The organism is Sediminicola luteus, from assembly GCF_002514735.1.
In the GTDB taxonomy this organism is placed as follows: domain Bacteria; phylum Bacteroidota; class Bacteroidia; order Flavobacteriales; family Flavobacteriaceae; genus HQA918.
This window is the reverse complement of sequence record NZ_NBWU01000001.1, coordinates 157,629-180,355: the sequence shown is the minus strand read 5'-3', so window position 1 is coordinate 180,355 and position 22,727 is coordinate 157,629. Positions and strand designations below refer to the sequence as shown.

The window sequence follows — 22,727 nt, the reverse complement described above, 5'->3', positions numbered from 1 at the left end:
CAAAGTTACGATTTATCACGACCCAAAAGCGATATCAGCAATAAGCAAATGACTAAGGTAGCCAAAGCCGTGGCCAAGACTTTTTTACTTATTGAAAAGAAATGCGACCATCCAAAAGCTTCCAAGGCAAAGAAAACAATATGGTGTACCACGATCAATAAGCCCAGATAGGTTATTTTCTGGGCCTTGGTGGTTTGACTGAGTTTAAAACTCTGGAATTCGTAATTGACCCCAAAACAGAAACGCATAATGGCCGGCCGAAAAAAAGCGGCCGTCAATATCGCAGCGGTATGTATAGCCATGGTATCGGAGAACAGATCGATCAAAAGTCCGAGTCCGAAACTCCATAATAACAAAGCGGCCGGCCGTTCTTTTATCGGAAACCAATACAAGAACAACAGATAGACCATAGGATTGATGAATCCCATAAAATCCATGCGGTTGAAAATGAGGAACTGTGCGAACAACAGCGCCAAAAAACGGACTATGATCTGTAGCTGTTCGTTATTGCGCATTTTCGGTTTTGGATTGGAGTTCTTCGATTTCGGATTTAAGGCGGTCTTTGATAATGTACACCTGTCTTAGGTTACCCATATCGTTGAATAATCGTACCTCGATTTCGTAAAAACTTTCGGAAGCGGTAAGTTCAAAGGCGGTTATGGTTCCAATGGGAATATGCTCCGGAAAAATGTTCGACATAGATCCGGTTACGATCGTATCGCCCACGGCAATGGGAGCCAAACGGGGTATGTCTACCAATTGTACCGTATTATAATCTTGGGTGTTCCAGGTGAGCGAGCCAAAATAATCGGTGCCTTTTAATTTGGCGTTAATGTTCGACTTGGTATTTAGAATACTTTGAACAGTGGCAAAGTTGGCTGAGGTATTCTCTACAATGCCCAGAATACCATTCGGGCTAATCACGCCCATATCTTGGGTTAGCCCATCGTTGCTTCCTTTGTTGATCGTAATATAATTACGAGGGCCAGAGAAACTGTTTTTAATGACACGGCCACTTACAACATCGTAACGGTTAAGGCTCGAGTCTAGGGTTACAGTATCGGTCATTTCTCTATTAAAGAGCAGCCGGCGCAACCTTTCATTTTCGGCCACCAGTTCAAGATTGTCTTCTTTTAATCCGAAATAACCACTGATGTTGCTCGAAAAAGTATACAGATTACCGCTGACCCAATTCGCCGAATTAAAGAATTTGCTTTGATGAAAGGTTCGGGAATTGATGGTGAACACCAAGGCAATAAAAAACAAAAAGGCATAGAGCAGCGAGTTTTTATTCCGTAAAAGAAAATTAATGATCTGTTGCATGCCCTCTGTTAGTTGCGATACCCGCGGGTATCACGGGAATAGCCTTATTTGATTAAGATACTCTTATATTTTTCAAGGTTTTTCAAAGAGATTCCGGTACCTCGTACTACAGCTCGTAACGGATCCTCGGCAATATATACGGGCAAATCGGTCTTTTGGGATAACCTACGGTCCAATCCGCGTAGCATAGATCCGCCACCGGCCAAATAAATACCGGTATTATAAATATCGGCGGCCAGTTCTGGTGGGGTTTGCGAAAGGGTTTCCATAACGGCATCTTCAACCCTTAAAATAGATTTATCCAAGGCCTTGGCGATCTCTCGGTACGAAATGTCTACCTGTTTGGGTTTCCCTGTCAGTAGGTCCCTGCCTTGTACGCTCATATCCTCTGGTGGGTCTTGCAGATCGTCGGTAGCCGAGCCGATTTTTATCTTAATGTTCTCAGCCGTGCTTTCTCCTACATAGAGGTTGTGCTGTGTACGCATATAATAGATGATATCGTTGGTGAATACATCACCCGCGATCTTTACCGATTTATCACAAACGATACCTCCAAGCGCAATAACCGCAATCTCGGTAGTACCCCCACCTATATCAACGATCATATTGCCTTTGGGTTGCATAATATCGAGACCGATACCAATGGCCGCAGCCATGGGTTCGTGAATCAAGTATACCTCTTTTCCGTTTACCCTTTCTGCCGATTCTTTTACCGCACGCATCTCTACCTCGGTAATACCCGAAGGAATACAGATAACCATACGAAGGGCTGGTGGGAACCATTTCTTTTTTAAGGCCGGAATTCCCTTGATGAACATATTGATCATCTTTTCGGAGGCGTCGAAATCGGCGATAACCCCATCTTTCAACGGACGAATGGTCTTTATGTTTTCATGGGTCTTGCCCTGCATCATATTCGCCTCTTTACCCACGGCGATTATTTTGCCCGAAATACGATCTCGGGCCACAATAGATGGGCTATCTACAACGACTTTGTCTTGGTGTATGATCAGGGTGTTAGCGGTGCCGAGGTCAATGGCAATTTCTTCAGTGAGGAAGTCAAAAAATCCCATGCAAAATTAGGTTTAGCTCTAAAAGTAAAGGTTTACGGCAAAATTAACAAAAGCTGCGCGCTATTTCGAAAAAAAATGTATGTAGTTCGTCGATTGCTACCTAAAAAATAAGGCCCTCCGAAACGGAAGGCCCTTGGTCGAAATTAACAATTCGATTAATGCTTAAAGTGGCGTGTGCCGGTCATAGCCATGGCCATACCGTTGGCATTACAGTAGTCGATACTCAATTGATCTTTTATAGATCCGCCGGGTTGTATTACGGCATTGATACCGGCCTTGTCGGCAATCTCTACACAGTCAGGGAACGGAAAAAAGGCGTCGCTGGCCATAACGGCCCCGTTGAGGTCGAATTTGAACGATCCTGCCTTGTGTATGGCTTGGTTTAGGGCATCTACCCTAGAGGTTTGCCCCGTGCCACTGGCACACAATTGTTGCCCCTTGGCCAGAACAATGGTATTACTCTTGGTGTGTTTGCAAATTTTGGCCGCGAACAACAAATCGTCGATTTGTTCTTGGGTAAGGGATTGTTCGGTAACACAGTTTAAATCTTCCTGGCTATCGGTCTTGGCATCGCGATCTTGTACCAAATACCCATTTAAACAAGAGCGCACTTGTGCGTTAGGGAGTTCGATTTCTTTTTGGATTAAAAGAATACGGTTCTTTTTACCTTTTAGAATATCCAAGGCGGCATCGCTAAACGATGGGGCGATAACCACTTCGCAGAATAACTGGTGAATCTCATCGGCCGTTTCGGCATCTATTTCGGTATTGGCGATCAGTATGCCGCCAAAGGCCGAAACCGGATCGCCGGCCAAGGCATCTACATAGGCTTGCTTTATGGTGTCCCTACTGGCCAAGCCACAGGCATTGTTATGCTTTAATATGGCAAAGGTGGGTTTGTCTCCTTTGAATTCATTGATCAGGTTAACCGCTGCATCTACATCCAAAAGGTTGTTGTACGAGAGTTCTTTACCATGTAACTTTTCGAACATGGCATCGAAATCACCAAAAAAGCGTCCTTCTTGATGCGGGTTTTCACCATAGCGTAATACTTTTCCGTTCGGTTCGCTCAGTTTTAAGGCGGCTTGTTGGCCGTTGCGGTTAAAGTAATTGAAAATGGCCGTGTCGTAATGCGATGAGGTTTGAAAGGCACGAGAGGCAAAACGTTGGCGTTCTTCAAGTGTGGTATTGCCATTAGCTGCTTCCAAAATCTCCAAAAGCTCGCCATATTCTTCCATGGAGGAAACACAAAGGGTGTCTTTGAAATTTTTGGCAGCGGCACGGATTAATGAAATACCTCCGATATCGATTTTTTCGATGATGTCTTGTTCAGAAGCACCGCTGGCCACCGTTTTTTCGAACGGATACAGGTCTACGATTACGATATCCAATTGTGGTATGTCGAATTCGGCCAGTTGGGCTTGATCTCCTTCGTGGTCGGCCCGATTCAAGATACCTCCAAAGATTTTTGGGTGTAGTGTTTTTACCCTACCTCCCAAAATAGAGGGGTAAGAGGTTACATCTTCTACGGCCACTACGGGTATACCTTGTTCTGCAATGAATTTTTCGGTGCCCCCGGTAGAGTAGAGGGTTACCCCAAGCTCGTGTAACTTTTTAACTATAGGTGCCAGTCCTTCTTTATGAAAGACCGAAATCAAGGCGGATTGGGCCCTTTTTGTAGTGTCCATTGTAACGGTGGTTTTTGAAAATGAGAAACCACAAAAGTAGGGCTTTTACCGGGCCTTGTGTGGGTAGTTTATCAACAAAAACCAAAAGTTTTAAAGGATCTGCGAAACTTTTTCGTTTACGAATTCCAAGAAACGTTCATCGGCTTCGGTAAAGGGGTCCGGGGTATTGGAATCTATATCGATTTGCCCGATATTTTCCCCATTCTTGAACAATGGGATTACGATTTCCGACTTTACGTTAATGCTACAGGCTATATAATTGTCTTGGGCCTGTACGTCGGGTACCACGAAGTTTTGGTTACTCTCGGCTACTTGGCCACAAATACCCTTGCCAAATGGGATTAGGGTATGATCGGTAGGTTCGCCGGCATATGGGCCAAGTTTTAGCTCCCTTTTGTTGCCGTTTTTGAAATAAAATCCGACCCAATCGTAATAGGTGACTTCTTTTTGGAGTAAATCGCAAATGGCCTGCATCTTTTCTTCTGGGGTGCCTTTGGTTGTGAGTAATCCTTCGACTTTAGGGTATAGGGATTGTAGCATGATTCTTTTTTTGGGCAAAAATACGCAATCGGACTTTTTGAAGGTTTTGGAATACCGTATTTTTGAGGAAGTGTGATTTTTGCACCGCAACTAAACAAACTAAGTTATGGATATAACGAAAAAAATGAGTAAATGGGGGTTTTTGGGCCTGTTATGTATGGTAGTTCTCTTCTCTTGTAAAGAAGGGGCCAAGACGGAAAAAAGCACCGAACAAGAAACAGAAATAGAACAGGTAGCCGAAAAAGAAGTGGCTGCGGTGTATCAGTGTCCTATGGACTGTGAGAAAGGCAAGGCCTATGCCGAGAAAGGTTCTTGTCCGGTTTGTAAAATGGATTTGGCCCTACTGGATGCCAAAGATGGCGGAAGCCATGAAAAAATGTGCCAATGTGCCGAAGGGGAGTGTAAATGTGGTGGCAAGGAAAAATGCAAATGTGGTACGCCCGGTTATGATCATAAAGGCAATAAAATTGATGCTACCGCCCATGCCGATGATTGTCAATGTAAGGCCGATGGCGAATGCAAGTGTGAAGACGGTAAGTGTAAATGTACCGCCTAAAATAGTACTGTTAAATTACCTAAAGAAGCTTCCTGAAAAGGAGGCTTTTTTTATGTTTGGTTTTTTAAGTTAGTGGCATTTTTTGCGACTAAAGCTGAATTGATATGCAGAGGTATTTCCTAATGTTAGCATGTTATTTTATAATAAACCCGTAAATAGAGATGTAATGAAAACCATATATACGATAGAGGGCATGACCTGTGGGGGTTGTGTGGCATCGGTAACTGAAAAACTGGAAAGTTTTTTGGGTGAGGGTAACGTTAAGGTAGCCCTAAAAGAAAAGACCGTTACCATTAATCATAAAGATCAGTTGGATTTTGGGCTATTGCAAAACGCTTTGGCCCCAAAATATACTTTGTTGAAAAATGCCATTAAAAATGAAGTGGCAGGAGGTGTTCCGGAAGATTCCAAATGGAAGCAACTACGCCCTTTGTTCCTGATTTTCTTTTACCTGTTTTCAACGGCTTTTTTACTGAATAGGACCGCATGGGATACAAGTGAGGCCATGTTGGATTTTATGGGGCTCTTTTATATCGTATTCGCATTTTTTAAATTTTTGGATTTAAAAGGTTTTCCCGAGAGTTTCGCGATGTACGATCCCTTGGCCAAAAGGCTTCGGCTGTATGGTTGGGTCTATCCCTTTCTTGAGACAGCCTTAGGACTTATGTTCTTAATGCGTTTTCAGGTACAGGCGGCACTCTGGATTACGGTGTTTATTTTAGGCTTGACTACCTTTGGGGTAACCCGTACCCTGCTCGATAAAAAGAAAATCCGATGTGCTTGTTTGGGAACTGCCCTAAAACTGCCTATGACTGAGGCAACTTTTATCGAAAATGCCATAATGTTGCTTATGGCCTTTTGGATGCTTTTCTAAGATAAGGCCTTAGACTATGGGAGAAAAAGGTTAGGACTGCCCATTCTCCTGAATTCTGGGTTTCTGCGAAATTCCAAAGGGGTGGCACCGGTATTGGCTTTGAATTTTCTGTAAAAATGTTCTAGACTGTTAAAACCTGCGTCATAAGCAATCTGCTTTATGGTCTTTTTAGTATTATAGAGATCGAACTGGGCCTTTTTGATCCTAAGATTGGTAATATAGCTCAAAGGCGTGGTGCCAAAGAACGATTTAAAGCGTTGGTAAAAATAAGATTCGTTTAAACCTGAACGTCGGATAAGTTTTTGCATCGGAATGTTCTTGGTGAAGTTTCGGTGCAGGTAATTGTCTATTTCCAAAAGCCATATGGGTGTGTGGGATGCGGTACCCACTTCTTTGTTGCTATCTATTTCTAGTTGTATAAGATAGAAAAGAAACTCCTTGATTTTCAGTTCCCATAAAAAATCGAATCTTGAATTGCCGGTAGCTTGTGAATCGAAGATAAGTTCGAAAGTATGGTAGAGGTTGGGTTCAATTCCGACAATGCTTGGTTTTAAACGTGTCTTTATAAAATCTTCCTCTAGGTTACTTTGGATGGTTAGTGCAATTTCACGACTTACCTGATCGAGGAATTCCGGGCATATTTTTAGGGTGAGATAGTAGTCTTGTAATGCCATTCTCCCATGGACCTGTTGTGCACCATAAGTTTGGCTAGTCTTGTCTTTTATGAAGGGTAAGGCATGTGGTCTTTGCCAACGAAAGTTATATTTTCTCAGTTTCCCGGTTCCCGTCTGGGGGAATAGAAAATGCGTAGATGCAGGTAATGGCCCATCCCAAAGGAAACGGGTCTTTTCCAGTTCAAAACACTTGTTATTTGATTTTTTAATTGCCAAAACTGTTGGGTTAGGTGAACCCACAGCAATGCAGCTGTCCGTGATGCTAAAAGGGGGCTTTAACGGTTTTGGTCAATCATTGTTTGGAAAACATCAAGTAAAGAACCCTAGTGAAGGTTTACTTTGTATTCAAGATTCAACCTTTTTCGGTTCCAGCACATGTAAGTTACTAAAAATTAATGAAGTAGGCAAGTTTTTGTGTTAGGTAGCAGCCAGTTATAGGTGGTTTTTCTTGGCTTGGACACCAAAAAACTGGCATGGAACGGAATATGGTTGGCCTGCTTTAGCGGGAGGTGCTACGGTCATACAGCGGTCGCTCCTCCCAATAAAGCACGGTATTGACACTATGGATTCATGTTTTTTTAAGAGTAGCACTTCATAGGTCATTTATGGCAAGTCCTATGCTTTTGGACAGCCATATTGGTGTTAGTGTAAGCAGTGGTAGTTCGCTATCGCTGCTTTAACTGTTTGGTGTTTAAAAAAAAGGGAACTAATCAGAGTCGCAGATTTTGAACCGAGAAATAGGGAGCTTTGATTAGGTGCAAAAAAAAATAAAGGTATCAGTGATCGCTGTAGCGACCTTTGGGTAGTTGGTGTCCTAGGGTCGTGCTTGGGCGGGGTTTTCTAGAATGCTCCGCCCGTTATTGAACCCCGGGGTTTTCCTTGGGGTTTTTTATTTCGAATATGGCTAAAAGAAAAGCCCCTGCTTTGGGCAAGGGCTTTTAAGAAGGAATCAAGTTCCTATATTACATCATTCCGGGCATACCACCTCCCATTCCTGGGGCGGCTGGCATAGCAGGAGTGTCTTCTTTGATATCCGTAAGGGCACACTCGGTAGTTAGGATCATACCGGCAACAGAGGCGGCATTCTCCAAGGCAACACGGGTTACCTTCTTAGGGTCGATAATACCGGCCTTAAGCATGTCTACATAATCTTCAGATTTAGCATCGTAACCAAAATCTTTTTTACCTTCCAATACTTTAGAAACTACAACTGATCCTTCGCCTCCGGCGTTTTCAACGATAGTTCGTAACGGGCTCTCTATGGCGCGGGCTACGATCGCAAGTCCGGTTTCTTCATCAGCATTTTCTACTTTGGTTTTGTCTAGTACCGATTTGGCACGGACCAAAGCTACACCACCACCGGCTACGATACCTTCCTCAACGGCGGCACGGGTAGCGTGAAGTGCATCGTCTACACGGTCTTTCTTTTCCTTCATTTCTACTTCAGAAGCGGCACCAACGTACAATACGGCAACACCACCGGCCAATTTGGCCAAACGCTCTTGAAGTTTTTCACGATCGTAATCAGAAGTGGTAGACTCGATTTGGGCCTTAATCTGGTTTACACGGGTAGCGATATTATTGGCATCACCGGCACCGTTTACGATAGTGGTATTGTCTTTGTCAATGGTTACCCTTTCACAAGTACCTAACATTTCAACAGAAGCGTTTTCTAAAGAAAAGCCTCTTTCTTCAGAGATTACGGTACCATTGGTAAGAATGGCGATATCTTCAAGCATAGCCTTTCTGCGGTCTCCGAAACCTGGAGCCTTAACAGCGGCGATCTTAAGTGAACCTCTTAATTTGTTAACTACCAAGGTAGCCAAGGCCTCGCCATCTACATCTTCGGCAATGATCAATAAAGGCTTACCAGATTGGGCAACGGGCTCCAATACAGGTAATAAATCTTTCATGGAAGAGATTTTCTTGTCGAACAACAAAATATACGGATTCTCTAGATCGGCGATCATTTTTTCTGAGTCGGTAACGAAGTAAGGCGATAGGTAACCGCGGTCGAATTGCATACCTTCAACTACGTCTACATAGGTGTCGGTACCTTTGGCTTCCTCAACGGTAATAACTCCTTCTTTACCTACTTTTTCAAAGGCTTGGGCAATCAAATCCCCGATGGTCTCATCGTTGTTGGCAGAGATGGCGGCAACCTGCTTGATCTTCTCTGAAGAGTCCCCTACTTTTTTGGCTTGTTTGGCCAGGTCTTCAACAATGGCATCGACGGCCTTGTCAATACCTCTTTTTAAATCCATTGGGTTGGCACCGGCGGCTACGTTCTTCAAACCTTCTTTAACGATGGCTTGGGCCAATACGGTAGCGGTAGTGGTACCGTCACCGGCCAAATCGTTGGTTTTGGAAGCTACTTCCTTAACCATTTGGGCACCCATGTTCTCTAGGGCGTTTTCCAATTCGATCTCCTTGGCTACAGATACCCCATCTTTGGTTACGGTTGGGGCACCGAAAGATTTAGAGATGATAACGTTACGGCCTTTAGGGCCCAAGGTAACTTTAACGGCATTGGCCAGGGCATCTACCCCGCGCTTTAGTCCGTCTCTTGCTTCTATATCAAAAGTGATGTCTTTTGCCATTTTTATTAGATTTTGTGCTTTGCGTATGCCGTTATGGGCTAACGCGTGCTAAAGTTTTATTAGTGTTTTGGTTTTGCTGGGTTACATACTGCCTAGTACGTCTCCTTCTTTCATGATCAAATAGTCCTTTCCGTCTATTTTCAATTCGGTTCCGGCATATTTTCCGTAAAGTACGGTGTCGCCAACTTGGGCGGTCATGCTTATTTCGTTGGTACCTGGTCCTACGGCAACTACTTTACCTTTTTGAGGTTTCTCTTTAGCGGTGTCTGGGATAATGATACCTGAGGCGGTAGTGGTTTCGGCTGCCATAGGTTCGATCAATACCCTGTCTGCCCAAGGTTTAAAGTTAATACTAGCCATATTGAATCTAAATTTTTAGGTTTAATTAATGTTATTGAAATCTGCCCAAAGAAGGCAGAAATTATGCCATGGCATTAAAACTGACATATTGTAAAACAAAAATGCCAGCTTGTCATACAAACTGGCATTCGAATATTATGCAGAACCGAAACTTATTGGATGGTATCGGCACTTTGGTCTTGTACAGGGCTAGTGGCAGGCTCGGGAATACTTTCCGGAGTGCTGGCCTCTATTTCATTACCTTGCAATAATTTCGATTCCTCGCCAGCGAAATTACCTTTTAAAGATACGTTCGATAGTAAAATCAAAACTACCAATAGTGTAGCCAGCGTCCAGGTACTTTTGTCTAAAAAGTCACCGGTCTTTTTAACACCACCTACTACTTGGTTACCTCCGCCGCCGAAGGAAGAAGACAATCCGCCTCCTTTAGGGTTTTGTACCATGATCACCAATACCAACAAAAGGGCAGTGATGATGATTAGGATCAAAAAAACGGAAAAAGTACTCATCTGATTTAATCTTTATCTTGTTGAAGTGCACGCACCTCGTTAATTCGGTCTGCAAAGAAACCACTTTTTTCGGGATATTTCAAACTTAATATTTTATAGGCTTGAATGGCCTTTTTGTAGCGCTTTTGCTCTACATAGATCTTGGCCAAGGTAACGGTCATCAGTTCGTTTTTATCGAGCTTGGTCGATTCTTTGATGTCTACCTTGGTCTCCAATTGTTTTTGGGGTACGATCTTGGGGCTTTGTTCTATAAAACGGTCGATCAGTTCGAACTTTTTCTTTTTGCTATCTGCCTCTTCCGCTATTGGGGTAGGCGGGGTCTTGGGTTCGGTAACCGCTGGTAGGTCTGGTGAGGCCTTCTCTTCTTCGGATTCCTTAGGGGGTTCGATGCTTTCGTCGGGTTGTTGGGTAAGCTGTAACCACTGGGCAAAAGAATGTCGCGATCCTTTTTTGTTGCCCTTTGGTGGTTTGACTTGGGTTGAATAGGTTGAAGGCGCTTCTTTTTTTTCTAAGGTTGGTTCGTCTTCTTTTGGGTCGGATATGGCAATGCTCGGCAGAATCTCTATCGGGGTAGGAGTATCCTTGATCTTTTGTTCTGATAAAGCTTCAGCCTTGTCTTTACCGTTTTTCTTTTTCTTCTTCTTTTTTTTCTTTTTGGAGGAAGCTAGGGTTGGTTTTTCTGCTACTGCCTCTTGATTGATACTGGGTTCTTCTTGGATATCTTCTTGTTGTTGCTCAAATAGGGCGGGATCCAATATTTGTTCGGCTTCATTTTTATCGCGCGGAAGGGCAATCTGCTCTCGGGGCAAATCGGTTTCAATAATACCGCGTACTTCTTTATTCGGAAGTATTTCTTCGGCCGTCACTTCTTTTTCCATCAAGGGTACATGACGTTCCGATATGGTTTGGGCCGTTTCGTTGGCCTTAAAGCGATCTGAGGTTAGCAGTTGAAAGAGCACCTCTCGGTTCGTGGTATAGGCTGCCGAGCGTTTCAGAGCCCCGTTGTACTTAAAACTATTGAGGTTTTTAAGGCCTTTTACATGTAAGGCCCGGGCCGCTTGAAAATAGGGGTATTCGGCTAAAACATCCTCAAGCTGATGCACCAAGACCGGACTGTTTACCTGTTCTGGTTTTTCAATGAGTTTTGTGAATACCGATACCTCCATAGTGGTTAGGGTGCTTTTGGGTTTACCAATCGGCCAATGAGGCGTTAAAAATATCTTGGTTTATACGTTCAAAAATAGCCTGATGTGCTTCGTCTCGAACAGTGGCCAATTGCGTGCCCGCAGGGAAATCATAGAAAAAGGAAAAGGTACGTTCAAAATCCTTTTTACCATCTTTAGCTTCAGGCGTATTGTTGAAAAAACGTACTTTGACTGACATTTTTAAACGGTTTTGGGCAGCTTGCTGTTCCGCTGTGGCCGTCATGGGACTTACCCGGTATTCCGTGATTTCACCCTGATAGATTAAATCGGCCGGAGAACCTGGCGGTACCAGGGATAAGGTAGATTGGTTTAATATTTGATCTTGAAGCGATAAGGTAAAATCGCGATCCAGACCTGGGTCTACCGTAGAACCTGGACTTTGCGCGGCATAGTTTTGGAAAAAATCCACGCGATAGGTTTTGGCCGAACCTACATCGCCCCCGGTAAAGTTATAAACTCCACAGGAAACCAATAAAAAAAGAAGGCTCATGGCCCCACTGGTTAAGATGAGTCGCCTCATAGGTCGTATTGCTTTATTTTTCGGTATAGTGTTCTTTCGGAGATGCCCAATTCCTCGGCCGCGGCCTTGCGTTTGCCACGGTTGCGTTCCAAGGATTTTTTAATCAGTTCAATCTCCTTTTTCTGTAAAGATAGGGTTTCTTCCTCTTGTATTTCCTCGGCAAAATGGTATTTGTCTTCCGCTAAGGTATTTACCGTTTGCGGATATTCGGTTATTACCGGCTCGGCCAGTTCCAAAAGTGCAGGACTGTCTTCTTCCTGGGGAGTCGGAGCGGGTTCTGAACCGTAGATTTTTTGGATCAGACCTTGGTTTTCTTCCTGTACCTTTTGGGTGTCTTTGTTCTTAAGGAGTTCTAGGGTGAGTTGTTTTAAATCGTTCAGGTCGCCTTTCATATCAAAAAGCACCTTGTACAGTATTTCCCTTTCGTTACTAAAATCACTGTCTTTAGATTCCGGAGCGTTTACCACCATGGGGAGGTTAGTGCTACTGGCTTGGGGTAAATAACCCGAAAGTGTCTGGGCGTTTACCAAACGGTTGCTTTCCAAAACCGATATTTGTTCGGCAATATTACGCAGTTGCCTAATGTTGCCGGGCCAACGGTATTGCTGCAGTAGTTGTACGGCATCGTCTTGTAGACGTATAGTGGGCATTTTATACTTCTGCCCAAAGTCTGATGCAAATTTGCGGAACAACAAATGAATATCGCCATGCCGATCGCGCAAAGGGGGTAAATTGATTTCCACTGTACTTAAACGGTAGTATAGGTCTTCGCGGAATTTTCCATTTTTAATGGCCTCGAACATCTGAACGTTTGTCGCCGCAACGATCCGAACATTGGTCTTTTGGGTCTGGGAAGAGCCGACTTTTAAAAATTCCCCGTTTTCCAATACCCGTAACAAACGAACTTGGGTGGTTAGCGGAAGCTCGCCAACTTCATCCAAAAAAATGGTGCCGCCATCGGCTACCTCAAAATAACCCCTACGGGTTTGTGTGGCTCCGGTAAAAGCCCCTTTTTCGTGTCCGAACAGTTCAGAATCTATGGTGCCTTCCGGAATGGCCCCACAGTTTACCGCAATATATTTGGCATGTTTACGATGCGAAAGGGCATGTATGATCTTAGGCACCGATTCTTTACCAACCCCACTTTCACCAGTAACCAAAACCGAAATATCGGTAGGGGCCACCTGTACGGCCTTTTCCAAAGCCCGGTTCAGTTTGGGGTCGTTTCCAATGATTTCGAAACGTTGCTTTATGCTTTGTACGTTTTCCATGTAACAAAGGGGTTGGTTTAGTTGTTGTCGCTTAGGTTTACGGCTTCACCGATTAAAGTAGCGGCCGTGCAGTCGCTAACGCTTACGTTTACAAATTCCCCGACTTGGTAGTTTTCTTTAGGGAAGACCACTACGGTGTTTTGGGTGTTACGCCCCATCCAATGGGCATCGGAACGTTTCGATGGCCCTTCGATAAGCACTTCCATGGTCTTGCCTACGTATTGTTGGGTACGGTAGAGGGCGTGTTCTTGTTGCAGGTTAATAATCTCGGTCAGGCGTCTTTTTTTGATATCGTCAGGAATGTCGTCTTCCATTTTACGTTCTGCCAAAGTGCCTGGTCTTTCGGAATAGGCGAACATAAAACCAAAGTCGTATTTCACATATTCCATAAGACTTAGGGTGTCTTTATGATCGGCCTCGGTCTCTGTGGGGAATCCGGTAATAATATCTTGTGAAATGGCACAGTCGGGAATACGCTCACGAATATTGTCTATCAGTTCAAAATACTCTTCCCGCGTGTGCAGGCGGTTCATCTCTTTGAGTATCCTATTGCTTCCGCTTTGAATGGGCAGGTGAATGTACTTGCAAATATTGCGATGTTTGGCCATGGCGTCTATAACGTCCAAGGTCATGTCTTGCGGGTTCGAAGTAGAGAAACGGATACGCAATTTCGGATAGGTTGTTGCTGTCATATCCAACAGTTTGGCGAAATTTACAGCAGTGGCCTTTTGCATTTCCGAAGCCTTTTCAAAGTCTTTTTTGAGTCCGCCCCCGTACCATAAGTAACTGTCTACATTCTGCCCCAATAAGGTAACCTCTTTAAAACCGCGATCGACCAAGTCTTTGATTTCGTCTAAGATAGACTGTGGGTCTCGACTACGTTCGCGACCCCGGGTAAAGGGTACCACACAGAAAGTACACATATTGTCGCAGCCCCGCGTAATGCTTACAAAGGCGGTTACCCCATTCGAATTGATCCGAACCGGGGCAATATCGCCATAGGTTTCTTCTTTGGAGAGGATAACGTTAACGGCATTACGGCCTTCGTCTATTTCCTTGACCAGGTTAGGTAGGTCTTTATAGGCGTCGGGCCCAACGACCATATCTACGATTTTTTCTTCCTCTAGGAACTTACTCTTCAGGCGTTCGGCCATACAGCCCAACACCCCGACTTTCATGTTCGGGTTTATCTTTTTTACGGCATTGTATTTTTCGAGCCGTTTACGAACGGTCTGTTCCGCTTTTTCTCGAATAGAACAGGTATTGACCAAAACCAGATCGGCATCTTCCAGGTTTTGGGTAGTATTGAAACCTTCCTTGGCCAGAATAGAGGCTACGATCTCACTATCGGAGAAATTCATTTGGCAACCATAACTCTCGATATAGAGTTTGCGGGCGTTACCTTCTTGTCCGTTCAAGGCCAATGCGGTGCCCTGTGCCTTTTCGTCCATTGTCTTTTCCATGCTAATATCTTCTCCCTTTAGGGGCACAAAGATAATACTAAAAGCAAGAAAGTGACAATATGGCAGTTTTAAACTTTAGCTAAAAAAGATATGACCGATTTCGGTTCGGTTGAAGGATTTTCGTATTGGTTGTGAATACAATGGTATTAGGCCCGGGCATTTTGGGTGAAAAAATGCACCTTGTCCAAAACTTCCGATTTTGAAAAGGGTTTGGCGATAATGGCATCGGCCCCTATACGTTTACTGCTTTCCAAGGTTTGTTTTTCCGAGCCCAAGGCCGAGAGTATGATCACGGGAGTGTTCGGGTCGTGTTCTTTGATATAAGCAGTAATCTCCAATCCGGATTTGAAGGGAAGCATAATATCGGTTATGACCAATTCGGGTCGGGTTGCTTTATAGAGTTCCATACCCTGGTTGCCGTCTTTGGCCACCGATATGTCGTAACCCTCTTTTTTTAGAAGGAATTCCAGAATTTTTACGGTGAGGCTTTCGTCCTCGATTAATACGATTTTTTTCATTAGGTGGTAGCGTTTAAAATTTGTATTGCAAGTAAAGGTTGGTGTCGAAGCTGTTCTGAAATCGGTCTTTAATGTATTCTTGGTAACTGTAGGTAAACCCGACCCCCAAGATTAAATGGCGGCCAATAGGGCTTTGTCCTCTAAGCCCCGCGCTATAGGCATCTAATGCCCGGAAGCGGTCCAATCTGTTTAGGTTTACCCGGTCATCGGGTGAGTTTCCATAGCCAATCAAAATTCCTAGGAATTGGTAACGGTCTTTAAAATATTTTCGGGCTGAAAGGTTTAGGGAAGGGTAGCTGTAGTTCTCGTCAAAAGTCGCATAGCCTTTTAAATAGATCCAATGGTCTCCGGTATACCAGCCTATACCTGCTACGGCGGCATATGGGTCTTTGTTCGCGGTATTTAGATAACGGGCCCCAAGATCCAATTCCCAAGAAGAAGCGATGTTAAAATAGTGGGAATACGAGGCCCTAAATTTGGGGAAAATGGGCGTTTCTCCCAAAGCGAGTTTTATAAAATGATAATTTCCGTTTACTTGGTTCAGGTATAGGTCACTTTCGAGTTGCCAGCCAGTTCCTGTCGAAAGGCCCAAAGCTCTACGTTCGTTATAGTTTATGCGCGGAATAATGGCAAAACCGGGTCGTTCCAAAATATAGGCTAGGCTGGCCAAGTGCCAAGGCCCGGCACCCTCGCGATCAAAGGCAGTGTAGTTGTAACCTGTAGCCAAACGATCGGCTGTGACCGGAATTCTTTTTTTGTGTATTGTAGCTTGGAGTAAGCTGTCGTTCGGAAAACGGGCCTCTAGCTCCTTTAGATATGCCCTTTTGCTCTTTCCCTTGAGATATTTCGATTTTTCGAGAAGTAATTCAATGTTGTTTGGAAAAGCAGCTAAACCTTGGTTTACTATGGTTTTGGCTTGTGATTGGTCTCCATTGGCCCGGTACAATCGGGAAAGGGGTAGATAAGCTTCTTCGTATCTAGGGTCTTTTTCAAGGACAAGGGCAAATAGGTCTTGGGCTTTTTCGGAATCACCTTTTTTTTGGGCTAATCGACCTAAGAGTAACTGAAAATCGAGATAATCGGGGCTAAGGCGAATTCCTAATTCAGTTGCTTCTTGGGCCAGTTCAAAGTTTTGGGCCCTATAATAACCATAGGCTGCCACCAATAAACTGTCGGTATCGATCTGTTGGGCAGAAACCAAGTGATTAAAGCAAAAGAATAACGTTAAAATACCGATTCGGTTCTTCATGGTTTTAGCTTGATATTTCGAATCCTTTTCGGGGCATAGCGCCCCATTTTTGTCTGCGACGGAACAAAAACTGGGTATACCCTTTTAAATAGGAAAGTGTGTTTATGGGGTGGTATAAAATGGGTTCCAAGAAAATCGTACCGATTAAGATCAATATTTGGCGCATGTTGGCATAATGCTTAAAAAAGAATTGATCGATAAACACGGCTATTATGGTCAGGGTAGTGTAGACGAGATATATAAACAAACTAACTACCCATAGAAAATGGTAATCAATACTAAAGAAGAAGAAATATATGCCAAGGGCTATAAGTCCTAGTAGTTCTAGTATAGGGATACCGAACTCAAAAAAAAAAAATAGGGTACGGCCAATAAGCCTGTTCTGCCATACATAGGAGAACCTAAGGTATTACGGTGTTGAAATAGGGTTTGTACTAGCCCGCGACCCCACCTGGCCCGTTGTCGAATAAATATGTTAAGATTGGATGGTACTTCCGTCCAGCAAAGGGTTTCGGGTATATAATCGACAAGGAACTCTTCTTTTTGTTCGTGCATAAAGATGCGCATTCGGGTGACCAGTTCTAGGTCTTCTCCTAGTGATTTATGCCAATAGCCTCCGGCCTTTATAACTATTTCCTTATCGAACATGCCTAAGCCGCCTGAAACCAATAACAGGCTATTGATATGTCCCAATGCCATTCTGCCAAAAAGAAAAGATCGAATGTATTCCAGTTCTTGAAAACGAGCCAGAAAGTTGCTCGGGAAATTGGATTGGGTAAGGGCTCCGTCTGTAAATACACAAGCGTTTGAAATTCGGATCATGGCCCCAGTGGCGATAACCCTTGTTTTCTCTTCTATAAATGGTCTAATAAGTTGGGCAATGCTGTCTTTGCGTAATATAGAGTCGCCATCGGTACAGATAAATATGGGGTAGTTCGATGCGTTTATACCTGCATTGGAAGCGTCAGCTTTGCTGCCACCATTTACCTTGTCAAGAACCATTAACCTGGAATAGGCCGGATTCTTGGAACGATAACAACCTTTAATTTTTTGTGTGGGTATCTGACTGGGTTTATAATATGGAATCTGTTCTAGCTGAAAGACGGTTGATATAAGTTCCAAGGTGTTGTCGGTACTGCCATCATTAACGATTATCACTTCGAATTTGGCGTATTCTTGGGCTAATAATGATTTAATCGAATAAATGGCCGTTTCCGACTCGTTGTATACGGGAGCTATAATTGAAACCCCTAGGGTGTGTTCAGATTTTTTTAGGATCTCGTTGTATGCGAAAGGTTTTTTTTTGTTGTATATCCGCAAGGCTCTAACCGAAAAAACGCCTAAGCTAACGTAGCTGATTAGGTAACAGACGGCATACAAGGCCCCGAAAAATTGTAACCCGAATAAAAAGTCCTTGGTGAGTTCCAATATCTACTGGGTTTCTTTAATATGGTTGATCATTTCCGAAACCAGGTAGTGGTCGGGTATACGATTGGCATCCAGCGATTCAAAATATCTTTTGTCTAGGGCCTGGATACATTTCAGTAGTTCGAATTTAAGTAGGGGATCCCGTTCACGGATAAAACAGATGCGTGCGAAGCTGAGGCTACTTTGATTACCTTGAAGTGCCAATAATTGTATGATAAGGGTCTTAATACTCGATTCGTTCTCTCTTTTGTAGGTTTCGATTAATAATTCTACCGTGTAGGCGGGTGCCCAAGAAGAGAGTTGCCTTATGGTTGCCCTCCTTACCTTTGGGCAACTATGTTTCAGTAAACGTTTGGTTCTTTCCAATGAGACTCGGTTATTGTTTATTCCCATAATTTTTATGCCCAGTACAATTAGGCTGGGATTGTTAGATCGCAATAACTTATGAATGTTGTTCGGTATACATGAAGGGTTTCTTTCTAAGATTTCCAGAATGCGGATTTCGTCAGAAAGGGGCATGGGGCCTCGATAATGTTGCAAGGCTTCCAAGTTGTTGTCTGCCAAGGCTATTAAGGCAATTAGACTGGTAGATTCCAGGTCATCCTGGTTGGATTGCCAGATATTCCTGATTTCGCGTCTTTTTGATTTTAGTTCGAGAATTTGAATTTGTCTGATACCAAGTTTTATTTGGTAAGGGTCTGGATTGTTAATCAGTTCGGCGCTTCGGTTTTCGAAGCCGAATCCCGAATAAATGCGAGAGACGGCATCAAGGTTTAAGTCGTAAACATTTCTTTTTAGGTCTAGAAACTTGGATAACACCAAATTTTCGCACCAATTTCGATGGAAAGGGATTTGATTTTTAAATCGAATCACCTCATCGGAAATTTGATCTATCGGAAAATCCATAAAAAGTATTTCCGCAAGAAAAAGGTCTATTTTGGCAGGAATGACCTCTAGTTTAGGTTTACGGATTCGATAATGATATTCTTTTCTAAGTAGAAGGGAAACACCAAATACTGCAAGAAGGATTAGGCAGGGAATGGCAACAAATTCCAATGTCCAAATAAGGGGGTGGAGTATTTTTTCGGGCCATTGCCTAGGAGACGCCAGGTCGGCCAATTTCTGAAGGATTTTACGGAATTCTGGCGCAAGGAATATTGACACGAGTTTTTCATGCATAAACCGAATAATATGTTTCACCGTCCCGTATTCGAATGTATCTAGGTTATTACAGCTTGATAGGTGCGTAATAGCACATTAAGAATGGAAAAGGAATGGTGTTAGTTAGTGTTTACTACCAACAAATATAGCTATAGGATGGGGTCAGAAAACAGTGAAATTAGTGTGGTTGGGCCAAAAAAGAAGGTCTCGATGGTTAATATCCATCAAGACCTGTAGTAAAAAGACTATAAAAACCGGGTCTGGTTTTGTTGATAAAATTCCCGTTTTAGAAATTATCGGTTTTGCGGTACGCATCGATTACGGCCTGTTCACCTTCCTTGCCCGATTGCGAATTACCGTGTTCCATACCTAAGATTCCCGTGTACCCTTTGCTGTGTATATGTTTGAACACGTTCAGGTAATTAATCTCCCCAGTGGTGGGTTCTTTACGACCCGGATTGTCGCCGATTTGGAAATAGGCGATCTCGTCCCAACTGGCATCGATATTCGGAATCAAATTCCCCTCTTGTATCTGTTGGTGATAAATGTCGAACAGTATTTTGCAAGCGGGTGAATCTACAGCTTTACAAATTTCAAAAGCCTGGGGGCTTTCGGTAAGGAACAGACCCGGGTGGTTTCGAAAATTCAACGGTTCCAACACCATGGCTAAGCCGTGAGGTTCCAAAATATCAGATGCCCTTTTCAAACTTTCGATCACATGGGCGGTTTGGTAGCCCTTGTTTTGGCGCGGGTCTACGTGTCCGGGTACCACGGTCATCCATTTGGCGTTAACCCTTTTGGCTACTTCGACCGATTCTTGAATCTCTTTTAAGAATTTTGCCCTAAGATCTTCATCGCCGCTGGCCAAGTTGGGTTTTTGCCAAGAAATGGAATGGGCTACGAAAACCCCCATTTCCATACCTCTTTTGGCCATGGTTTTGGCCATGGCTTCTTGGGTGGCAATTTCCCGACCTTTCATACCATTGTCTTCAAAGGCTGTAAAACCTTGGTCGGCCATAAAGTTAAGCTGGTCTACCTCGCTTTTACCTGCCAAGTTCTTGAACATGCCCAAATGCGGGGCATATTTAAGTTTAAAAGGCTGGGCGGCCGTGTTAGTCGTGTTAGATTGGCCCATTAGCAAAGGGCTGGCACCCAATCCTACTCCGGCCAAAGCCATATTGTCGATGAATTTTCTACGGTTCATAATCTTAAGCGAATTTGGTTACACCAGGGGTTGGAATCTTATAATTACCGTTGGCATCAGGTAGGGTAGGGGCTTGCGAATCCCAGGTGAGGTTTTCTGGTACCAATACCTCTTGGTTATTCAAGGCTTGCTCCCAACTTATGGGTTGGCCCGAATAGGTTGCCATACGCCCCATGATGGCGGTCAAGGTAGACTTGGCACCATTTTCGGCGTCGGTAATCATCTTTTTGTTTCGGATGGCATCGAATAGCTCGTCGTGCTCTACCTGATATGGGTTGGGATCCCTTTGCTGGCCTGCTTCTGGTTTGTGGCTGTATATTTCCTTACCATCTAAACCAACCAAGGTGCCCTTGCTGGCCACCATGGATCCTTTGGTTCCTTGAAGCACTTCATCCACACGGTTAAAACAACCTTTTATGTGACGACATTGCGAAGAGATAACCGCTCCACTGGCATAGGTGAACTCTACAAAATGATGATCGAAGATTTCCCCGTGGTCTTTGCCATTTCGCACTTGTCTTCCACCCATACCTTGTGCCGATATGGGGTATTCGCCCAAGAACCAGTTGGCCACGTCGATATTGTGTATGTGTTGCTCTAGAATATGGTCGCCACAGAGCCAGTTAAAGTAGTACCAATTGCGCATTTGATATTGTAATTCGGTCTGCTCTGGTTTTCTGGGACGCACCCAAACACCACCACTGTTCCAGTATACTTGTCCGCCTGTAATCTGGCCTATTTCACCAGCTTGCACCCTTTTGTAAAGTTCGCGGTACTTGCGTTGGTAATGCCGTTGAAGGCCCACTACTACATTCAGGTTTTTCTGTTTGGCGACTTTGGCCATTTCCAAAACCTTACGGATACCAGCGGCATCGGTAGCCACCGGTTTTTCCATGAACACATGCTTGTCGTTCTGAATAGCGTATTCAAAGTGCTGAGGTCTAAAACCCGGGGGGGTGGTCAAAATAACCACATCGGCCAAGTCAATGGCTTTTTTATAGGCATCCAATCCTACAAAGCGATTTTTCTCTTTGACGTTTATTTCGCGTTCACCCTCAAAATGTTCTTTGATGGCGTTAAGTTTGTTTTCAAGGTTATCGGCAAAGGCATCGGCCATGGCCACTAACTCTACATCGGGGTCTGCCGTAAGGGCCTGTACGGCGGCACCGGTACCACGGCCACCACAACCTACCAGGGCCAATTTTAATTTTTTGGCCGAACTCACATTGGCCATAGCACTTAAGGGAAGGCTAGTGGCCAATAAACCGCCTGTAGCCAAACCTGTGGTTTTTACGAAGGACCTGCGTCCTAATTGGAGATTATTCTTACTCATCTTTTAGTTATTTGGTTCGGTCGGTACAAAACCGGCCGTTAATTTCATTTCTAAACTCTGAACTAGTGTTTCTGTTTCCAGTAGGATTTCTGGGCTTGGGCCGATGGGGTTTTTACGGGGCGTACCACCCTAAAACCTACAAATTGGGCATCGGTATGCCACCACTTACTTTTCGGAATCTGCGGATCACGCACTTTCCAACCTTTTTCCGACTTGGTACGGGCCGAGCTGCGTAGTTGATCCGGATCGTCCATATACGAACCACCACGAACCGACCTAGGGTATGTTTTGGTAGGTTTAATGAACGGATTGTTTTGACTGGCCTTGCTATAGGGAGCGTATTGGTCCAAAGTCCATTCCGCAACGTTGCCATGCATATCGTGCAAGCCCCACGGATTAGGTTTTTTGGTGCCGACCTTTTGGTATTTATCTTGGCTGTTGTTGGCTGACCAAGCGTATTCGTTCAATTGATAGGGGTCGTTACCAAAGGAGTAATCGGAGTCGGTACCCGCCTTACAGGCATATTCCCATTCGGCTTCCGTGGGTAGTCTATAAAAATTACCGGTCATGGCAGAAAGCCATTCGCAGAATTTGGAGGCGGCATATTGGGTCATACAAACTGCAGGATAGCCATCGGTACCCATGCCAAAACTCATTTCTACATAGGGTGTGGTGGCGCCCGAAACGGCATCTATGTCAAGTGAAACTTCAGAGCCGGCAGCTTTGGCAGGGCGATCCACGTCAATTTCACGTGACATGAACAATTGGTATAGGTCCCAGGTAATTTCGAATTCGCCCATCCAAAAGGCATCTACGCTTACCTTATGTACCGGACCTTCGTCGTTTTTAGGGCTACCCATGGTAAAACTACCGCCCGGAATAGGTTTCATAGATACGGTAAGGTCGGTACCTGGGATCGATTGTTCGTAAGCCTTGCCCGTTTGTTGGGCGGTAGTGGCCCATGTTGAGACAATCAGGGCCGCCAAGATAATTTGGGTTTTCAATGGTATATAATTAATAAGGTTATGTTTCTAGTTTGTTTAGTAGGGTTTGATATTTAAAATTGCGTACAAAATACATAGAAATAATTCTTTTCGAATATTTTGAAAGGGCAGGGCGCGACAAATTACGACTTATATTAACATACCGCAAGGTCGGTTTCCTTTAGTGGTTTTCCT

At 44.0% G+C, this 22,727-nt stretch carries 23 protein-coding genes; 2 read left to right on the top strand and 21 right to left on the bottom strand.

Annotation, left to right across the window (positions count from 1 at the left end; genetic code table 11):
• Positions 1 to 5: 5 nt before the first annotated feature.
• From B7P33_RS07625 to B7P33_RS07605, 5 genes are all read right to left on the bottom strand, one after another.
• Entirely contained in the window at positions 6 to 515 is a 510-nt protein-coding gene (locus tag B7P33_RS07625) for a rod shape-determining protein MreD (RefSeq protein ID WP_097441389.1), read from the bottom strand.
• Positions 505 to 1,323: a rod shape-determining protein MreC gene (gene mreC, locus B7P33_RS07620; RefSeq protein ID WP_097441388.1), complete on the bottom strand. Its 819-nt coding sequence runs from the start codon at positions 1,321 to 1,323 to the stop codon at positions 505 to 507. Before mreC ends, B7P33_RS07625 begins: the two co-directional genes overlap by 11 nt.
• 44 nt (positions 1,324 to 1,367) lie before the next feature.
• Positions 1,368 to 2,396: a rod shape-determining protein gene (locus B7P33_RS07615; RefSeq protein ID WP_097441387.1), complete on the bottom strand. Its 1,029-nt coding sequence runs from the start codon at positions 2,394 to 2,396 to the stop codon at positions 1,368 to 1,370.
• Positions 2,397 to 2,551: 155 nt separating this feature from the next.
• Positions 2,552 to 4,084 carry a bifunctional phosphoribosylaminoimidazolecarboxamide formyltransferase/IMP cyclohydrolase gene (purH, locus tag B7P33_RS07610; RefSeq protein WP_097441386.1) on the bottom strand — a complete coding sequence of 511 codons (1,533 nt, stop codon included), beginning with the start codon at positions 4,082 to 4,084 and terminating at the stop codon, positions 2,552 to 2,554.
• Between the two features lie 90 nt (positions 4,085 to 4,174).
• A complete protein-coding gene (locus B7P33_RS07605) occupies positions 4,175 to 4,624 on the bottom strand; it encodes a GAF domain-containing protein (RefSeq protein ID WP_097441385.1) in 450 nt (149 codons plus the stop codon).
• A 106-nt stretch (positions 4,625 to 4,730) separates the two neighbouring features.
• Between B7P33_RS07605 and B7P33_RS19585 the strand changes: the two genes are divergently transcribed.
• Positions 4,731 to 5,180, top strand: a complete 450-nt coding sequence (locus B7P33_RS19585) for a heavy metal-binding domain-containing protein (RefSeq protein ID WP_216359366.1) — start codon at positions 4,731 to 4,733, stop codon at positions 5,178 to 5,180.
• Between the two features lie 166 nt (positions 5,181 to 5,346).
• A complete protein-coding gene (locus tag B7P33_RS07595; RefSeq protein WP_097442269.1) occupies positions 5,347 to 6,054 on the top strand; it encodes a heavy-metal-associated domain-containing protein in 708 nt (235 codons plus the stop codon).
• A 14-nt stretch (positions 6,055 to 6,068) separates the two neighbouring features.
• Here B7P33_RS07595 and B7P33_RS07590 read toward each other — a convergent pair whose 3' ends face one another.
• The 16 genes from B7P33_RS07590 to B7P33_RS07515 form a co-directional block, all read right to left on the bottom strand.
• Positions 6,069 to 6,728, bottom strand: a complete 660-nt coding sequence (locus B7P33_RS07590) for a helix-turn-helix transcriptional regulator (protein WP_097441384.1) — start codon at positions 6,726 to 6,728, stop codon at positions 6,069 to 6,071.
• Between the two features lie 962 nt (positions 6,729 to 7,690).
• On the bottom strand, positions 7,691 to 9,328 hold the full coding sequence (gene groL / locus B7P33_RS07580) for a chaperonin GroEL (protein ID WP_097441382.1): 1,638 nt from the start codon (positions 9,326 to 9,328) through the stop codon (positions 7,691 to 7,693).
• A gap of 81 nt (positions 9,329 to 9,409) precedes the next feature.
• A complete protein-coding gene (locus tag B7P33_RS07575; RefSeq protein ID WP_097441381.1) occupies positions 9,410 to 9,688 on the bottom strand; it encodes a co-chaperone GroES in 279 nt (92 codons plus the stop codon).
• Between the two features lie 152 nt (positions 9,689 to 9,840).
• Positions 9,841 to 10,197 (bottom strand): preprotein translocase subunit SecG, encoded by a 357-nt coding sequence (gene secG / locus B7P33_RS07570; RefSeq protein ID WP_097441380.1) that lies wholly within the window; start codon positions 10,195 to 10,197, stop codon positions 9,841 to 9,843.
• A gap of 5 nt (positions 10,198 to 10,202) precedes the next feature.
• On the bottom strand, positions 10,203 to 11,363 hold the full coding sequence (locus B7P33_RS07565) for a hypothetical protein (protein WP_097441379.1): 1,161 nt from the start codon (positions 11,361 to 11,363) through the stop codon (positions 10,203 to 10,205).
• A gap of 22 nt (positions 11,364 to 11,385) precedes the next feature.
• Positions 11,386 to 11,922, bottom strand: coding sequence for an LptE family protein (locus B7P33_RS07560; RefSeq protein ID WP_097441378.1), 537 nt, complete (start codon positions 11,920 to 11,922; stop codon positions 11,386 to 11,388).
• Positions 11,919 to 13,193 carry a sigma-54 interaction domain-containing protein gene (locus B7P33_RS07555; RefSeq protein WP_097441377.1) on the bottom strand — a complete coding sequence of 425 codons (1,275 nt, stop codon included), beginning with the start codon at positions 13,191 to 13,193 and terminating at the stop codon, positions 11,919 to 11,921. The genes B7P33_RS07560 and B7P33_RS07555 overlap by 4 nt, the downstream gene beginning before the upstream one ends.
• Positions 13,194 to 13,210: 17 nt before the next feature.
• A complete protein-coding gene (gene miaB, locus B7P33_RS07550; RefSeq protein ID WP_097441376.1) occupies positions 13,211 to 14,656 on the bottom strand; it encodes a tRNA (N6-isopentenyl adenosine(37)-C2)-methylthiotransferase MiaB in 1,446 nt (481 codons plus the stop codon).
• 146 nt (positions 14,657 to 14,802) lie between these two features.
• Positions 14,803 to 15,174: a response regulator transcription factor gene (locus tag B7P33_RS07545; RefSeq protein ID WP_097441375.1), complete on the bottom strand. Its 372-nt coding sequence runs from the start codon at positions 15,172 to 15,174 to the stop codon at positions 14,803 to 14,805.
• A 13-nt stretch (positions 15,175 to 15,187) separates the two neighbouring features.
• Positions 15,188 to 16,423, bottom strand: a complete 1,236-nt coding sequence (locus B7P33_RS07540) for a YaiO family outer membrane beta-barrel protein (protein WP_097441374.1) — start codon at positions 16,421 to 16,423, stop codon at positions 15,188 to 15,190.
• A 4-nt stretch (positions 16,424 to 16,427) separates the two neighbouring features.
• A complete protein-coding gene (locus B7P33_RS19645) occupies positions 16,428 to 16,670 on the bottom strand; it encodes a hypothetical protein (RefSeq protein WP_245871712.1) in 243 nt (80 codons plus the stop codon).
• Between the two features lie 77 nt (positions 16,671 to 16,747).
• Positions 16,748 to 17,851: a glycosyltransferase family 2 protein gene (locus B7P33_RS07535; protein ID WP_245871710.1), complete on the bottom strand. Its 1,104-nt coding sequence runs from the start codon at positions 17,849 to 17,851 to the stop codon at positions 16,748 to 16,750.
• A 3-nt stretch (positions 17,852 to 17,854) separates the two neighbouring features.
• Positions 17,855 to 19,030, bottom strand: coding sequence for a HEAT repeat domain-containing protein (locus B7P33_RS07530; RefSeq protein ID WP_097441373.1), 1,176 nt, complete (start codon positions 19,028 to 19,030; stop codon positions 17,855 to 17,857).
• Positions 19,031 to 19,298: 268 nt separating this feature from the next.
• Positions 19,299 to 20,147 (bottom strand): hydroxypyruvate isomerase family protein, encoded by an 849-nt coding sequence (locus tag B7P33_RS07525; RefSeq protein ID WP_394341530.1) that lies wholly within the window; start codon positions 20,145 to 20,147, stop codon positions 19,299 to 19,301.
• 73 nt (positions 20,148 to 20,220) lie between these two features.
• A complete protein-coding gene (locus tag B7P33_RS07520) occupies positions 20,221 to 21,549 on the bottom strand; it encodes a Gfo/Idh/MocA family protein (protein ID WP_097441371.1) in 1,329 nt (442 codons plus the stop codon).
• A gap of 62 nt (positions 21,550 to 21,611) precedes the next feature.
• Positions 21,612 to 22,553, bottom strand: coding sequence for a formylglycine-generating enzyme family protein (locus tag B7P33_RS07515; protein ID WP_245871708.1), 942 nt, complete (start codon positions 22,551 to 22,553; stop codon positions 21,612 to 21,614).
• Between the last annotated feature and the right edge of the window lie 174 nt (positions 22,554 to 22,727).

Bases quoted from the DNA above. Each gene is read 5' to 3' on its own strand.
- secG (WP_097441380.1), bottom strand. From the start codon at position 10,197: ATGAGTACTTTTTCCGTTTTTTTGATCCTAATCATCATCACTGCCCTT.
- B7P33_RS07525 (WP_394341530.1), bottom strand. From the start codon at position 20,147: ATGGGCCAATCTAACACGACTAACACGGCCGCCCAGCCTTTTAAACTT.
- B7P33_RS07540 (WP_097441374.1), bottom strand. From the start codon at position 16,423: ATGAAGAACCGAATCGGTATTTTAACGTTATTCTTTTGCTTTAATCAC.
- B7P33_RS07530 (WP_097441373.1), bottom strand. From the start codon at position 19,030: ATGCATGAAAAACTCGTGTCAATATTCCTTGCGCCAGAATTCCGTAAA.
- B7P33_RS07560 (WP_097441378.1), bottom strand. From the start codon at position 11,922: ATGAGGCGACTCATCTTAACCAGTGGGGCCATGAGCCTTCTTTTTTTA.
- B7P33_RS07545 (WP_097441375.1), bottom strand. From the start codon at position 15,174: ATGAAAAAAATCGTATTAATCGAGGACGAAAGCCTCACCGTAAAAATT.
- B7P33_RS07595 (WP_097442269.1), top strand. From the start codon at position 5,347: ATGAAAACCATATATACGATAGAGGGCATGACCTGTGGGGGTTGTGTG.
- mreC (WP_097441388.1), bottom strand. From the start codon at position 1,323: ATGCAACAGATCATTAATTTTCTTTTACGGAATAAAAACTCGCTGCTC.
- B7P33_RS07625 (WP_097441389.1), bottom strand. From the start codon at position 515: ATGCGCAATAACGAACAGCTACAGATCATAGTCCGTTTTTTGGCGCTG.
- B7P33_RS07520 (WP_097441371.1), bottom strand. From the start codon at position 21,549: ATGAGTAAGAATAATCTCCAATTAGGACGCAGGTCCTTCGTAAAAACC.
- B7P33_RS07565 (WP_097441379.1), bottom strand. From the start codon at position 11,363: ATGGAGGTATCGGTATTCACAAAACTCATTGAAAAACCAGAACAGGTA.
- purH (WP_097441386.1), bottom strand. From the start codon at position 4,084: ATGGACACTACAAAAAGGGCCCAATCCGCCTTGATTTCGGTCTTTCAT.
- B7P33_RS07615 (WP_097441387.1), bottom strand. From the start codon at position 2,396: ATGGGATTTTTTGACTTCCTCACTGAAGAAATTGCCATTGACCTCGGC.
- B7P33_RS19585 (WP_216359366.1), top strand. From the start codon at position 4,731: ATGGATATAACGAAAAAAATGAGTAAATGGGGGTTTTTGGGCCTGTTA.
- groL (WP_097441382.1), bottom strand. From the start codon at position 9,328: ATGGCAAAAGACATCACTTTTGATATAGAAGCAAGAGACGGACTAAAG.
- B7P33_RS07555 (WP_097441377.1), bottom strand. From the start codon at position 13,193: ATGGAAAACGTACAAAGCATAAAGCAACGTTTCGAAATCATTGGAAAC.
- miaB (WP_097441376.1), bottom strand. From the start codon at position 14,656: ATGGAAAAGACAATGGACGAAAAGGCACAGGGCACCGCATTGGCCTTG.
- B7P33_RS07605 (WP_097441385.1), bottom strand. From the start codon at position 4,624: ATGCTACAATCCCTATACCCTAAAGTCGAAGGATTACTCACAACCAAA.
- B7P33_RS07575 (WP_097441381.1), bottom strand. From the start codon at position 9,688: ATGGCTAGTATTAACTTTAAACCTTGGGCAGACAGGGTATTGATCGAA.
- B7P33_RS07590 (WP_097441384.1), bottom strand. From the start codon at position 6,728: ATGGCATTACAAGACTACTATCTCACCCTAAAAATATGCCCGGAATTC.